The 12,810-nt window shown below is 71.4% G+C and carries 15 protein-coding genes; 6 read left to right on the forward strand and 9 right to left on the reverse strand.

From position 1 onward, the window contains the following. Positions 1–54 precede the first annotated feature (54 nt). Positions 55–1,755, reverse strand: coding sequence for a DAK2 domain-containing protein (locus tag ACZ60T_RS06385; RefSeq protein ID WP_469664909.1), 1,701 nt, complete (start codon positions 1,753–1,755; stop codon positions 55–57). 297 nt (positions 1,756–2,052) lie between these two features. On the opposite strand from ACZ60T_RS06385, the gene rpmB reads away from it, so the two are divergent. Further along, a complete protein-coding gene (gene rpmB / locus ACZ60T_RS06390) occupies positions 2,053–2,238 on the forward strand; it encodes a 50S ribosomal protein L28 (protein WP_004924906.1) in 186 nt (61 codons plus the stop codon). Between the two features lie 142 nt (positions 2,239–2,380). On the opposite strand, the gene ACZ60T_RS06395 is transcribed toward rpmB, so the two are convergent. Then, a complete protein-coding gene (locus ACZ60T_RS06395) occupies positions 2,381–3,346 on the reverse strand; it encodes a thiamine-phosphate kinase (protein WP_252426133.1) in 966 nt (321 codons plus the stop codon). Between the two features lie 221 nt (positions 3,347–3,567). Here ACZ60T_RS06395 and ACZ60T_RS06400 point away from each other — a divergent pair, with 221 nt between their 5' ends. Both ACZ60T_RS06400 and ACZ60T_RS06405 read left to right on the forward strand, forming a co-directional pair. Next, the gene (locus ACZ60T_RS06400) at positions 3,568–3,801 is read left to right on the forward strand and encodes an Lrp/AsnC family transcriptional regulator (RefSeq protein WP_252426134.1); all 234 of its coding nucleotides are present in this window, start codon (positions 3,568–3,570) and stop codon (positions 3,799–3,801) included. Positions 3,802–3,821: 20 nt separating this feature from the next. Then, the gene (locus ACZ60T_RS06405; RefSeq protein WP_365622801.1) at positions 3,822–4,304 is read left to right on the forward strand and encodes a DUF3515 domain-containing protein; all 483 of its coding nucleotides are present in this window, start codon (positions 3,822–3,824) and stop codon (positions 4,302–4,304) included. A gap of 27 nt (positions 4,305–4,331) precedes the next feature. On the opposite strand, the gene ACZ60T_RS06410 is transcribed toward ACZ60T_RS06405, so the two are convergent. From ACZ60T_RS06410 to ACZ60T_RS06420, 3 genes are all read right to left on the reverse strand, one after another. Continuing rightward, complete coding sequence (locus ACZ60T_RS06410; protein WP_469664912.1) at positions 4,332–5,489, reverse strand: D-alanine--D-alanine ligase family protein; 1,158 nt, start codon at positions 5,487–5,489, stop codon at positions 4,332–4,334. A gap of 130 nt (positions 5,490–5,619) precedes the next feature. Next, on the reverse strand, positions 5,620–6,630 hold the full coding sequence (locus ACZ60T_RS06415) for an NAD(P)H-dependent glycerol-3-phosphate dehydrogenase (protein ID WP_365622797.1): 1,011 nt from the start codon (positions 6,628–6,630) through the stop codon (positions 5,620–5,622). Beyond that, positions 6,627–7,397, reverse strand: coding sequence for a lysophospholipid acyltransferase family protein (locus ACZ60T_RS06420; protein ID WP_365622795.1), 771 nt, complete (start codon positions 7,395–7,397; stop codon positions 6,627–6,629). The genes ACZ60T_RS06415 and ACZ60T_RS06420 overlap by 4 nt, the downstream gene beginning before the upstream one ends. A 188-nt stretch (positions 7,398–7,585) precedes the next feature. On the opposite strand from ACZ60T_RS06420, the gene cofC reads away from it, so the two are divergent. Together cofC and ACZ60T_RS06430 are read left to right on the forward strand one after the other, a co-directional pair. Next, the gene (gene cofC / locus ACZ60T_RS06425) at positions 7,586–8,233 is read left to right on the forward strand and encodes a 2-phospho-L-lactate guanylyltransferase (protein WP_469664914.1); all 648 of its coding nucleotides are present in this window, start codon (positions 7,586–7,588) and stop codon (positions 8,231–8,233) included. A gap of 53 nt (positions 8,234–8,286) precedes the next feature. Further along, positions 8,287–8,490 carry a hypothetical protein gene (locus ACZ60T_RS06430; protein ID WP_469664915.1) on the forward strand — a complete coding sequence of 68 codons (204 nt, stop codon included), beginning with the start codon at positions 8,287–8,289 and terminating at the stop codon, positions 8,488–8,490. 112 nt (positions 8,491–8,602) lie between these two features. Here ACZ60T_RS06430 and ACZ60T_RS06435 read toward each other — a convergent pair whose 3' ends face one another. The 4 genes from ACZ60T_RS06435 to leuC form a co-directional block, all read right to left on the reverse strand. Continuing rightward, the gene (locus tag ACZ60T_RS06435) at positions 8,603–9,220 is read right to left on the reverse strand and encodes an HU family DNA-binding protein (protein WP_252426142.1); all 618 of its coding nucleotides are present in this window, start codon (positions 9,218–9,220) and stop codon (positions 8,603–8,605) included. 127 nt (positions 9,221–9,347) lie between these two features. Continuing rightward, on the reverse strand, positions 9,348–9,578 hold the full coding sequence (locus ACZ60T_RS06440; RefSeq protein WP_365622789.1) for an SCO5555 family protein: 231 nt from the start codon (positions 9,576–9,578) through the stop codon (positions 9,348–9,350). Between the two features lie 263 nt (positions 9,579–9,841). Further along, complete coding sequence (leuD, locus tag ACZ60T_RS06445) at positions 9,842–10,435, reverse strand: 3-isopropylmalate dehydratase small subunit (protein WP_365622787.1); 594 nt, start codon at positions 10,433–10,435, stop codon at positions 9,842–9,844. A 14-nt stretch (positions 10,436–10,449) separates the two neighbouring features. Further along, complete coding sequence (leuC, locus tag ACZ60T_RS06450; protein ID WP_469664917.1) at positions 10,450–11,874, reverse strand: 3-isopropylmalate dehydratase large subunit; 1,425 nt, start codon at positions 11,872–11,874, stop codon at positions 10,450–10,452. Positions 11,875–12,066: 192 nt separating this feature from the next. On the opposite strand from leuC, the gene ndgR reads away from it, so the two are divergent. After that, positions 12,067–12,783, forward strand: a complete 717-nt coding sequence (ndgR, locus tag ACZ60T_RS06455; protein WP_252426147.1) for an IclR family transcriptional regulator NdgR — start codon at positions 12,067–12,069, stop codon at positions 12,781–12,783. The last annotated feature ends 27 nt before the right edge of the window (positions 12,784–12,810 follow it).

Raw genomic sequence — 12,810 nt, forward strand, 5'->3', positions numbered from 1 at the left:
CACGGCACCGACAATGCCGTAGACGCCCCGCGAACCCGCAGGTCAAAGGCGTTGTCACTCCACGCCGATGAGCAGCGGCGGCCCCTGTCGGCCGCCGTCGTAGACCACGGTGTCGACCGCCAGGTACGTCTCGCGCACCCGGGCCTCCAGATGCGCCGCCACGGACGCGGGCGCCTCGTCGCCGAGCACCAGGGTGACCATCTCGCCGCCCGCCGCGAGCATGCGGTCGAGCACGGTCTCGGCCGTCGCCGTGATGTCCGAGCCGATGACCGCGACATCGCCGTCGACCAGGCCGAGGACGTCACCGGCCTGACAGATGCCGGCCATGGTCCAGGCCTGCCGTTCGGCGATCGTGACCTCGGCGTACCGCGTCGCGCCCGCCGCCGACGTCATGGCCACCACGTCCTCGTCGAAGCGCCGTTCCGGTTCGTGCACGGCCAGCGCCGCGATGCCCTGCACCGCGGACCGGGTCGGGATCAGTGCCACGCGGACGCCCTCCGCGCGCGCCTGCTCAGCCGCGGCCGCCGCGGTGTGGCGCAGGTCCGCGTCGTTCGGCAGCAGCACCACCTCGCGCGCGTGCGCGCGCCGCAGCGCCGCCACCAACTCCCCGCTGGCGGGCGGCTCCCCGGCCCGCGCGAGCACGGTGGTCGCCCCGGCCTCCTCGTACAGCGCGGCCAGCCCCTCCCCCGGCACCACCGCGACCACGGCGCGCTGAGCGCGCTCGCGCGGCGGGCGTCCGGCGCCCCCGGTGTGCACGTCCCCGGCGGCGAAGTGGGTGATCCGGATCCGGTACGGCCGCCCGGCCTCGACGCCCGCCTCCACGGCGGCACCCGCGTCGTCGACGTGCACATGGACGTTCCACAGGCCGTCCCCGCCGACCACGACGAGCGAGTCCCCGAGCGCGTCGAGCCGCTCGCGCAGCCGGGCCACCGCCGCGTCGTCGGCCTCCAGGAGGTAGATCACCTCGTACGCGGGGCCGCTCTCGTCCGCGCAGAGGTCCTCACAGGTGTCCGTGCGGGCGTCCGCGCGCTCGAGGGAGGCGGTCGGCGGGGCGCTCTCCACGCGCGCGTGGGTGCCCTGCGGCGGCCTCGGCGCCTCCCCCGTGAGCGTCTCCACCAGTGCCGCGAGGACCTCCACCAGCCCCCGGCCCCCGGCGTCGACCACACCGGCCCGCTTCAGGGCCGCGAGCTGACCGGGGGTCGCCATCAGGGCCGCCCGTGCCCCCTCGTACGCCGCTCGCGCCACGTCGCCGCAGTCGCCCTCGGCGCCGGTGAGCGCGTCGGCGGCGGCCGAGGCGACGCTGAGGACGGTGCCCTCCACGGGGTGCGCGACGGCCTGTCGCGCGGAGTCGGCCGCCTGCCGCAGGGCGAGCCGCAGCATCCGCGCGTCATCGCGCGCGCTCCCGTCGTCGGCGGCGAGCACCTCGGCCATGCCGCGCAGCAACTGGGCGAGGATCGTTCCGGAGTTCCCGCGCGCCCCGATGAGCGCGCCGTGCGCCATGGCCTGGATCGTGTCGGCGAGCGTCGGGCGCGGCGCGTCGGCCGCGGCGCCCGTCTCGTACCCGGCGAAGACCGCCTCGACGGCCGCGGCGGCCGACTCCAGGGTCAGATAGAGGTTGGTGCCGGTGTCGCCGTCCGCCACGGGGTAGACGTTGATCGCGTCGATCTCCTCGCGAGCCCGCCCCAGCGCCTGGAGCGCGAGTGTGCACCAGGTGCGCACCGCGAGAGCATCCAATGGCTGCGGCACCTGCGCCACCTGCGCCTCCTCGAACTGCTGGACGTGTCAGGCAGCGTAGACCCAGCACCGGCCCGCGCCGGAAGAGGGCCGAGCGCGCAACCCCGCGAAAGGCCTGGTGGCAGCGGCGTCAGGGGCGGGAGCGAGGCCCGGCGCGACCATGGTAGTTTCGTTCTACGGACGCAGCCTTGTATGCTGCTCCAGTTGCCCGATCTCCTGACCGGGCCTTCCCCCTGGCAACGCCACTCAGATCCTGTGATCTTGATCCCGGCATGCCGGGATCAACCGTAAGTGCATCTGAAGTCTTTGGAGTGACCCGTGGCTGCCAACTGCGACGTCTGCGGCAAGGGGCCGGGCTTCGGCAACAACATCTCGCACTCGCACCGCCGTACGCCTCGTCGCTGGAACCCGAACATCCAGCGTGTGCGTACCGTGGTGGGCGGGACGCCGAAGCGCGTGAACGCTTGCACCTCGTGCATCAAGGCCGGCAAGGTCTCGCGCTGACGTTCAGCGCGCGGCCACCGCTGGTTCCGCTGCACAGAGCCGGTCCACGACACCGTGGGCCGGCTTTTTGCTGTCCCCGCCCACAAGCCTCAGACCCGGGGACGCCGCCACCCACGGCGCCCCCGCCCACACCAGGGACGTCCTACGACTCGATGTCCCCGAAGTGATCCCAGCCCCCCTTGCTGGTCCACGGCGCCCCGTCGACCGTCACCTGGGGCAGCGCCGACGGGTTGAGCACCTCGCCGATCACCTTCCAGCGCGCCGGCAGCTTCACATCCGGCGGGAAGGTCGCCACGATCGCGTGGTCCTCCCCGCCCGTGAGCACCCACTGCACCGGGTCGACGCCCACGGCCTGCCCGATGTCGTTCATCTGGGACGGGATGTCGATGGCGCCGGAGCGGATGTCGATCCGTACCTTGCTCGCCTCCGCGATGTGCCCGAGGTCCGCGATGAGCCCGTCACTGACGTCGCACATCGCGGTCGCGCCGAGCCCTGCGGCGGCCGGCCCCGCGTGGTACGGCGGCTCGGGACGCCGATGCGCCTCGACGAACGCGCGCGGCGAGCGGAAGCCGCGGGAGAGCACCGCGTGCCCGGCCGCGGACCAGCCGAGCCAGCCGGTGACGGCGACCACATCGCCGGGCTGGGCGCCGCCCCGGGTGACGGGCTCGTGGTTGCGCAGATCACCGAGCGCGGTGATCGAGACCATGATCGTGTCACCGCCCACGACATCTCCCCCGACCACGGCCGCCCCCGCGACCTGGCACTCGTCGCGCAGGCCGTCCATCAGCTCCGTGGCCCAGGCGGCGGGCAGTTCGGCCGGGACGACGAGACCGAGCAGCAGCGCGGTCGGCACGGCTCCCATCGCGGCGATGTCCGCGAGGTTCTGCGCGGCTGCCTTGCGCCCGACGTCGTACGCCGTGGACCAGTCCCGGCGGAAGTGCCGGCCCTCCACGAGGATGTCGGTGCTCGCCACCACCCTGCGGTCGGGCGCGGCCACCACCGCGGCGTCGTCGCCGGGGCCGAGCCGGACCGCCGGGGTGGTGGTGAGTCGCGAGGTCAGCTCCCTGATGAGCCCGAACTCGCCCAGCTCGCCCACGGTGCCCTTCATCGTCCTACGTCCCCTTCTCTTGCCTGTCGCGCCCGGTCGCGAGCCGGCGTCGTCGTTCCCGGTCCGACCCTCACTGCGGGCGGGTCGACCGTCCCCTTGTGCCGCCGGTGCTGCCCGGCGCTTGCGCCACAGTTCCCCCGGGTCTCCCCGCGGGGAGCGGCGACGCGATACCGTGGCGTCCCTTCTCCCCCCATGATCCCCGTGGCCGCCCTGGAGGTTCCGTGGTACAGGCGTACATCCTGATCCAGACGGAGGTCGGCAAGGCGTCGGCCGTCGCCGAGACGATCAGCTCGATCCCCGGGGTCGTCCAGGCCGAGGACGTGACGGGTCCCTACGACGTCATCGTGCGCGCTCAGGCCGACACCGTCGATGAACTGGGTCGCATGGTGGTCGCCAGAGTCCAGCAAGTGGACGGCATCACCCGCACCCTGACCTGCCCGGTCGTGCACCTGTAGCCCCCGTCTACGCTTGGCCGGTGAACTCCATCCGCCACCGGTCGCTCGGTCTGCCCGTTCTCGCCCTGCTGATCGCCGTGACGGGCTGTTCCTCCAGTGACGGCAGCCCCTCGGCCGCGGTTCCCAGCCCGGACGCGAAGGTCACGGAGCTGTGCCAGAACCTGGACAAGGTGCTGCCGCGGAAGGTGAACGGCCTCGACCGGAACGATCCCGAGCCCCGCTCCGCGCTCACGGCGGGCTGGGGAAGCCCGGCGATCATACTGCGCTGCGGCGTGACGCGGCCTGCGGAGATGAACGATCCGGAGGCGGACGGCGTCGAAGTGAACGGTGTCGGCTGGCTCATGCAGAAGCGCGACGACGACTCGGTCCGCTTCACCACGACGCTGCGCGAGGCCTATGTCGAGGTGACCGTGCCCAAGGCCCGTACGGACGAAGGCATGGCGCCCCTCGTCGATCTGGCCCCCGCCGTGAAGAAGGCGATCCCCGAGGGGATCGCCTCCTGAAGCCGTGACCGTCGTGCGACGGAGCCGCTAGCGCAGCCCCGTCGACCGCCGCAGCGCCGACTGGATCAGGCGGTCCACCAGCTCGCCGTAGCCGATCCCGGTCGCCTCCCACATCTTCGGGTACATCGAGATCGGCGTGAAGCCGGGCATCGTGTTGATCTCGTTGATCACGAACTCCCCTTCCTCGTCCAGGAAGAAGTCCGCGCGCACCAGACCCTCGCAGGACGCGGCGTCGAACGCCGCCACCGCGAGCCGACGCACCTCGGCGGTCTGCTCGTCGGTCAGCGGCGCGGGCACGATGCCGGGCGTGGAGTCGATGTACTTGGCCTCGAAGTCGTAGTACGCGTGCGTGTCCGGCGGCGGGATCTCGGCGGGCAGCGAAGCGCGCGGCCCCTCCTCGAACTCCAGGACGCCGCACTCGATCTCGCGACCGCGCACCGCGGCCTCCACGAGGAACTTCGGGTCGTGCCGCCGCGCCTCCTCGATCGCCTCGTCGAGGCCCGCGAGGTCGTCGACCTTCGTGATGCCGATCGACGAACCCGCGCGCGCGGGCTTCACGAACAGCGGCCAGCCGTGCTCGCCCGCGAAGTCGACGATCCTCTTGCGCGCTGCGGACTCGTCGCGCTCCCACTCGCGCGGCCGGATCACCACGTACGGGCCGACCTTGAGCCCGAAGGAGGTGAACACCCGCTTCATGTACTCCTTGTCCTGGCCGACGGCCGAGGCGAGCACACCCGAGCCCACGTACGGGACACCGGACAGCTCCAGGAGACCTTGCAGCGTGCCGTCCTCGCCGTACGGGCCGTGCAGCACCGGGAAGACCACGTCGACCTCGCCCAGCGCCTTGGGCACCGATCCGGGCTCGCTGTAGACGACTTCGCGGTTCGAGGGGTCGACGGGGAGGACCACGCCGCCCTCGTGCGACTCCGCGAGGCTCTCGACGGTGGGCGTACGGCGGTCGGTGATCGCCATGCGCTCCGGGTCGTCGGCGGTGAGCGCCCAACGGCCCTCCTGGGTGATGCCGATCGGCAGGACGTCGTACGTGGTCCGGTCGATGGCACGCAGCACGGCGCCGGCGGTGACCGTGGAGATCCCGTGCTCGGAGCTGCGACCGCCGAAGACGACGGCGACGCGCGGCTTGCGAGGCGGCTGCTCGGGGTTCTGGGGGAGGTTCTCGGTGCTCATATCGCGTTGAGCGTACCCGGTGGTAGAAGCGCGAGACAGCGACGGCGGGCACGCGGGTGAGCGGTGGGTACGGGCCGCTGCCGAGAGGCGGTCGGTCGCCTCCCGGCAGCGTGCCCGCGCGGGCGGACGGTCAGCGCCGTTCCGGCTTCGCGCTGCGCGACATCAGCTCCTTGAGCGCGTCCACCGGCGACTTGCCCTCGTGGACGATGCCGACGACCGTCTCCGTGATGGGCATGTCGACACCGTGCCGACGGGCCAGATCCAGCACGGACTCGCAGGACTTGACGCCCTCCGCGGTCTGCTTGGTGACCGCGATGGTCTCCTGGAGGGTCATGCCCTTGCCGAGGTTGGTGCCGAAGGTGTGGTTGCGCGACAGCGGCGAGGAGCAGGTGGCCACCAGGTCGCCGAGGCCCGCGAGTCCGGAGAAGGTCAGCGGGTCGGCTCCCATGGCGAGTCCGAGCCGGGTGGTCTCGGCGAGTCCGCGCGTGATGAGCGAGCCCTTGGCGTTGTCGCCGAGCCCCATGCCGTCCGCGATGCCGACCGCGAGGCCGATGACGTTCTTGACCGCGCCGCCGAGTTCGCAGCCGACGACATCGGTGTTGGTGTACGGGCGGAAGTACGGTGTGTGGCAAGCGGCCTGGAGCCGCCGCGCGACGGATTCGTCGGTGCAGGCGACCACGGCGGCGGCCGGCATCCGGGTCGCGACCTCACGCGCCAGGTTGGGCCCGGTGACGACGGCGACGCGCTCCGGGCCGACCTTGGCGACGTCCTCGATGACCTCGCTCATCCGCATGGCGGAGCCGAGTTCGACGCCCTTCATCAAAGAGACGAGGATCGTCTCGGGCGCCAACAGCGGCGCCCACTCCGCGAGGTTCTCGCGCAAGGTCTGCGAGGGGATCGCGAGTATCGCGAAGTCGGCGTCGCGCGCGGCCTCGGCGGGATCCGTGGTGGCCCGCAGATTCCTGGGGAGTTCGACGCCCGGCAGGTAGTCCGGGTTCGTACGGGTGGAGTTGACCGCTTCGACGAGCCCGGGGCGGCGGGCCCACAAGGTGACCTCGCATCCGGCGTCGGCGAGGACCATGCCGAAGGCCGTCCCCCACGATCCCGTGCCGAACACGGCCGCCTTGACCGGCTTGTTCACTGCCCCTGCTCCTCTTTCTGCCGTGCCTTGTCCAGTTCGGCGCTGCGCCGACGCTGCTCGATGCGCACCGCGCGCGGGTCGTACCGCTTCGCGGGCGCCTTCTCGCCGCGGATCTCCTCCAGGTGGCGGGTGATCGCCGCCATGATGACCTCCGTCGCCTCCTTCAGCACTTCGGGGGTCATCTCCCGGTCGTAGAAGCGCGTGAGGTCGACGGGCGGGCCCGCGAGCACGTGATGCGTCTTGCGCGGAAGCAGGTGAGGCTTCTTGGAGTACGGCGGCAGCAGTTCGTTGGCGCCCCACTGGGCGACCGGGATCACCGGGCACTTGGTCCGCAGGGCGACGCGGGCGGCGCCCGTCTTGCCCGTCATCGGCCAGCCCTCCGGGTCGCGCGTGAGCGTGCCCTCGGGGTAGAAGGCGACGCACTCGCCGCGCCCCACGGCCTCGATGGCGGCCCGGAAGGCACTGAGCGCGTCCGTGCTCTCGCGGTAGACGGGGATCTGACCGGTGCCGCGCATGGCGGCGCCGATGAATCCCTTCTTGAATAGACCGCTCTTCGCGAGGAATCGCGGAACGCGCCCGGTGTTGTACTGATAGTGCGCGTAGGCGAAGGGATCCACATGGGAATTGTGGTTCACCACGGTGATAAATCCGCCGTCAGCCGGAATGTTCTCCATTCCGCGCCAGTCCCGCTTGAGCAGAACCACCAGCGGCGGTTTGCAGAGGACCGCTGCGAAGCGGTACCAGAAGCCGATTCTGCGGCGGGGCACGCGGACACCTTCCTCTAGGGACCCGGCACGGGCCCGGCACGGGGCTGGGGGCGCACAAGTGTGGCCCCACGCCGCCTGTCTGTCGAGAACACCGTACGCCCCGGCGCAAGGCCCGCCGGGTGGGTCACGGGGATCGCGTACGGGGGCTCGGGTGACAATGGACGCGACAAGACTGGGACGGAGCGCACGTGCAGTGGACTGTGGTCGTACCCCTGAAGGCCTTGGGGAAGGCCAAGAGCAGGCTCTCGGACACCGCGGCGGACGGCGTGCGACCGAGCCTGGCCCTGGCCTTCGCGCAGGACACCGTGGCGGCCGTGCTCGCCTGCGCGGCCGTGCGTGATGTGGCGGTCGTCACGGGCGACCCGCTCGCCGGACGGGAGCTCGCGGCCCTGGGTGCCCGGATCGTCCCGGACGAGCCGGCAGGGGGCCTGAACGCCGCTCTCGCGCATGCGGCGACGACCGTACGGCAATCGCGCCCGGAAGGCGCCGTGGCGGCTCTCAACGCCGATCTCCCGGCGCTGCGCCCCGAGGAGTTGGCGCGCGTCCTCGACGCCGCCGCCGAATTCCCCCGCGCATTTCTGCCCGACGCCGCCGGAATCGGTACGACTCTGCTCGCCGCGGCCCCGGGCCGGGAATTGCTACCCGCTTTCGGCACGGATTCCCGTACGCGGCACCGCGCTTCCGGAGCCCGGGAACTCGCCCTGGACGCCGTGGACTCCGTACGCCAGGACGTGGACACCGGCGACGATCTGCGCGCGGCGCTGGCCCTGGGCGTCGGCCCCCGCACGGCGGCGATGGCCGCGCGACTGCTCATCCCCGGGCAGTCCGGCGGCTGATACGGCGCGAGCGGGAGCGAGGGGACCGGCGGGCCGGTCGATAGGCTTTCGCCATGCAGGCGACCGCGTACACCTACGACCCCGAGACCCGCACCGGTCAGGTGCTGCTCGACGACGGCACCCCGCTGCCCTTCGACGCGCCCGCGTTCGACGCGGGCGGGCTGAGGCTGCTGCGCCCGGGGCAACGGGTGCGGATCGAGGTCGAAGGCGAGGGCACGGCCCGGCACATCACGCTCGTGACCCTGCACACCTTCTGAGCCCGCCCCTTCGAGCCCCGCGCCCCTCCGGCCGGTCCGCGCTTCGACAGACCGCGGGCCGGGCTCCTGCGGGGAGAGCCCGGCCCGGCGCGTGAGTGCCCCTGCGCCCCGCTCAGCGGCGGGCGGTGGCCTTCTTGGCGGTGGTCTTGCGCGCCGTGGACTTCTTGGCGGGGGCCTTCTTCGCCGGAGCCTTCTTCGCCGCCGCCTTCTTGGTGGTGGCCTTCTTGGCGGTGGTCTTCTTGGCCGCCGCCTTCTTCGCGGTGGTCTTCTTCGCCGCGGCCTTCTTGGCGGTCGTCTTCTTGGCCGCCGCCTTCTTCGCGGTGGTCTTCTTCGCCGCGGCCTTCTTGGCGGTCGTCTTCTTGGCCGCCGCCTTCTTGACCGTGGCCGCGGCACCGCCGGTGAGGCTGCCCTTGGGGGCCTTCTTGACGGCGACCTCGCCGCCCCGCGGAAGCTTCTTCGAGCCGCTCACCAGGTCCTTGAATCCCTGGCCCGCGCGGAAGCGCGGCACCGAGGTCTTCTTGACCCGCACCCGCTCACCTGTCTGGGGGTTACGGGCGTAACGGGCCGGCCGGTCGACCTTCTCGAACGAACCGAAGCCCGTGACCGAAACCCGGTCGCCTCCGACGACCGCGCGGACGATGGCGTCCAGGACCGCGTCGACAGCATCGGCGGCCGGCTGACGGCCGCCCATCTTGTCGGCAATCGCTTCTACAAGCTGCGCCTTGTTCACGTCTTCCCCTTCGGAGACATCACCAGAACGAAAGTGTTCAAGCTTTTTCGCACGTTAGGCAGATATATACCGCAAATCAAACACGAAACGGGCTAATCACCCTTGTGCCGCAACGGACTCGGCCGCCTCAGAGTTCCTCTTCGGGGATTCGCTCCTCGTCGAGGGCGGTCGTGAACCGCTCGAGACGCCGGGCCGCTTCGGCAAGATCGCGCTTGGCCGCGGCCGTAATGACCAGCAGCTTCCGGTTCAGCGCCATCCGTACGCCCTCCGGGACTTGCAGTGCGCGCACTCTTGCGTGCGCTTCCTTGAGTTGGGCCGCGACCGCCGTATAGAGCTCGAGTTGGCCGTCGTTGTCCATGCACAGATTGTGCCATCTGGGGCGAGTTGTCGCCTGCGCTGGGGGCAACTGCCGCCGCGCCGGGGCCTCTGGCACACCCGTGCGCACTGTCCCGCGTACGGCGCCGCTACCCCTCAATGACCTTGGTAAACAAGGGAGTTGGGGCTTCGGGGACGGCCTGCTCGACCCGTCGGGAAGCGGATATGGCTGTACCCCCAACCGTCCACGATTGGGGGTACAGAAGAGATGTTGCGATGGCTGAAACCCGCTCTTGCGGACCGGGGTCAGACCTGCTCGGTGCTCGGCTTGTAGGAGGGGCGCTCCGCCTCGTACGCGGCGATGTCGTCCTCGTCGCGGAGGGTGAGGGAGATGTCGTCGAGGCCGTTCAGCAGCCGCCAGCGGGAGTTCTCGTCCAACTCGAAGGCGGCGGTGATGCCCTCGGCGCGCACCTCGCGCTCCACGAGGTCGACCGTGATCTCGGCCGCGGGGTCCCGCTCGACCAGTTCCCACAGGGCGTCCACGGTCTGCTGCTCCAGGACGACCGTGAGCAGTCCGTTCTTCAGCGAGTTACCGCGGAAGATGTCGGCGAAGCGGGCGGAGATCACCGTCTTGAAGCCGTAGTTCTGCAGCGCCCAGACGGCGTGCTCCCGGGAGGAGCCGGTGCCGAAGTCGGGGCCCGCGACCAGGACCGTGGCGCCCTGCCGCTCGGGGCGGTTGAAGACGAACTCCGGGTCCTTGCGCCAGGCCTCGAACAGACCGTCCTCGAAGCCGTCCCTGGTCACCTTCTTGAGCCAGTGGGCCGGGATGATCTGGTCGGTGTCGACGTTGCCGCGGCGCAGCGGGACGGCCCGGCCGGTGTGCGTGGTGAATGCTTCCATGACTCTCTGCGCTCTCAGACTGCGGCGGGCGTACGGGCGTCGGACAGGTCGGCCGGGGAGGCCAGATGGCCGAGGACGGCGGTGGCGGCGGCGACCTGCGGCGACACCAGGTGCGTCCGGCCGCCCTTGCCCTGCCGGCCCTCGAAGTTGCGGTTGGAGGTGGACGCGGAGCGCTCACCGGGGGCCAACTGGTCGGGGTTCATGCCGAGGCACATCGAGCAGCCCGCGTAGCGCCACTCGGCGCCGGCCTCCTTGAAGACGACGTCCAGGCCCTCGGCTGCGGCTTGGAGGCCGACGCGCGCGGAGCCCGGGACGACCAGCATCCGTACGCCGTCGGCGACTTTGCGGTCCTTGAGGATCTCGGCGACGGCGCGCAGGTCCTCGATGCGGCCGTTGGTGCAGGACCCTACGAAGACGGTGTCCACACCGATGGAGTTGAGCGGCTGCCCGGCCGCCAACCCCATGTACTCCAGAGCCTTTTCCGCGGCCAGTCGCTCCGAGGCGTCCGCGTACGAGGCGGGGTCGGGCACGGTGCTCGAAAGCGGCGCGCCCTGGCCGGGGTTGGTGCCCCAGGTGACGAACGGCGCGAGCGCGGCGGCGTCGACGCGGACCTCGGCGTCGAACTCCGCGTCGTCGTCGGTGCGCAGGGTCTTCCAGTACGCCACCGCGGCGTCCCAGTCGGTGCCCTGGGGGGCGTGCGGACGGTCCTTGAGATACGCGAACGTGGTGTCGTCCGGGGCGATCATGCCCGCGCGGGCGCCGGCCTCGATCGACATGTTGCAGATGGTCATCCGGGCCTCCATCGAGAGCTTCTCGATGGCGGAGCCGCGGTACTCCAGGATGTAGCCCTGGCCGCCGCCGGTGCCGATCTTCGCGATGATCGCCAGGATCAGGTCCTTGGCCGTGACGCCCTCGGGCAGTTCGCCGTCGACCGTGACGGCCATGGTCTTCGGGCGGACCATCGGCAGCGTCTGGGTGGCCAGGACATGCTCGACCTGGGAGGTGCCGATGCCGAACGCCAGCGCGCCGAAGGCGCCGTGCGTGGAGGTGTGGGAGTCGCCGCAGACGACCGTGGTGCCCGGCTGGGTCAGGCCGAGCTGCGGGCCGACCACGTGCACGACGCCCTGCTCGACATCGCCCAGCGGGTGCAGCCGCACACCGAACTCCGCGCAGTTCTTGCGCAGCGTCTCCAGTTGGGCGCGGGAGACCGGGTCCGCGATGGGCTTGTCGATGTCGAGGGTGGGGGTGTTGTGGTCCTCGGTCGCGATGGTGAGGTCGAGGCGGCGCACCTGGCGACCGCTCTTGCGCAGCCCGTCGAAGGCCTGCGGGCTGGTCACCTCGTGCAGCAGATGCAGATCGATGTAGAGGAGGTCGGGCTCGCCCTCGGCGCGCCGGACGACATGGTCGTCCCAGACCTTCTCCGCGAGTGTCCTACCCATCGCTTTCCCTCCGGCCGGACGCGAACGAGGGCGCCGACCACAACTAGAGATCTTGAGGAAGCGGCTCCCTCACCCCGTTCCGGGCGTCCGCCGCCGGGCCCGCTCGTGCACGGGCCGCTGTGCCTTCCAGAGTGGCGGGTTCCACGGAAAATTGAACTTGCGTTTCACAGAGTGAGACGGGAGTATCGTTGCATGGACAACAGTAGCGGCGTCGGCGTTCTGGACAAGGCAGCCCTTGTCCTGAGCGCTCTGGAGTCCGGTCCGGCCACCCTCGCGGGTCTGGTCGGGGCCACCGGACTGGCACGACCCACGGCTCACCGTCTCGCCGTGGCACTGGAACACCACCGCTTGGTGGCGCGCGACATGCAGGGCCGTTTCATCCTCGGTCCCCGGCTGGCCGAGCTGGCCGCGGCGGCGGGCGAGGACCGTCTGCTGGCCACGGCGGGCCCGGTGCTGACCCACCTCCGCGATGTCACGGGCGAGAGCGCGCAGCTCTATCGGCGCCAGGGGGACATGCGCATCTGCGTCGCCGCCGCGGAGCGCCTCTCGGGCCTGCGGGACACGGTCCCGGTGGGCTCCACTCTCACGATGAAGGCGGGCTCCTCGGCGCAGATCCTGCTGGCCTGGGAGGAGCCCGAGCGGCTGCACCGCGGCCTCCAGGGCGCCCGCTTCACGGCGACGGCCCTGTCGGGCGTACGGCGCCGCGGCTGGGCCCAGTCCATCGGGGAGCGCGAGCCGGGCGTCGCCTCCGTCTCCGCCCCCGTACGCGGCCCCTCGAACCGCGTGGTGGCCGCGGTGTCCGTCTCGGGCCCGATCGAGCGCCTGACGCGCCACCCGGGCCGGATGCACGCCCAGGCGGTCATCGACGCCGCCGTCCGCCTCTCCGAGGCCCTGCGCCGCTCCGGCTGACCCGCGCACCGTCACCCGTCACCGGGG

It is taken from the genome of Streptomyces sp. NPDC104371 (assembly GCF_055583785.1).

What these genes read in the sequence shown, in the direction of transcription:
- ACZ60T_RS06395 (WP_252426133.1), bottom strand. Translation starts at nt 3,346, where the DNA reads ATGAAGGGCACCGTGGGCGAGCTGGGCGAGTTCGGGCTCATCAGGGAG.
- ACZ60T_RS06410 (WP_469664912.1), bottom strand. Translation starts at nt 5,489, where the DNA reads ATGAGCACCGAGAACCTCCCCCAGAACCCCGAGCAGCCGCCTCGCAAG.
- ACZ60T_RS06430 (WP_469664915.1), top strand. Translation starts at nt 8,287, where the DNA reads ATGCAGGCGACCGCGTACACCTACGACCCCGAGACCCGCACCGGTCAG.
- ACZ60T_RS06440 (WP_365622789.1), bottom strand. Translation starts at nt 9,578, where the DNA reads ATGGACAACGACGGCCAACTCGAGCTCTATACGGCGGTCGCGGCCCAA.
- leuD (WP_365622787.1), bottom strand. Translation starts at nt 10,435, where the DNA reads ATGGAAGCATTCACCACGCACACCGGCCGGGCCGTCCCGCTGCGCCGC.
- leuC (WP_469664917.1), bottom strand. Translation starts at nt 11,874, where the DNA reads ATGGGTAGGACACTCGCGGAGAAGGTCTGGGACGACCATGTCGTCCGG.
- ndgR (WP_252426147.1), top strand. Translation starts at nt 12,067, where the DNA reads ATGGACAACAGTAGCGGCGTCGGCGTTCTGGACAAGGCAGCCCTTGTC.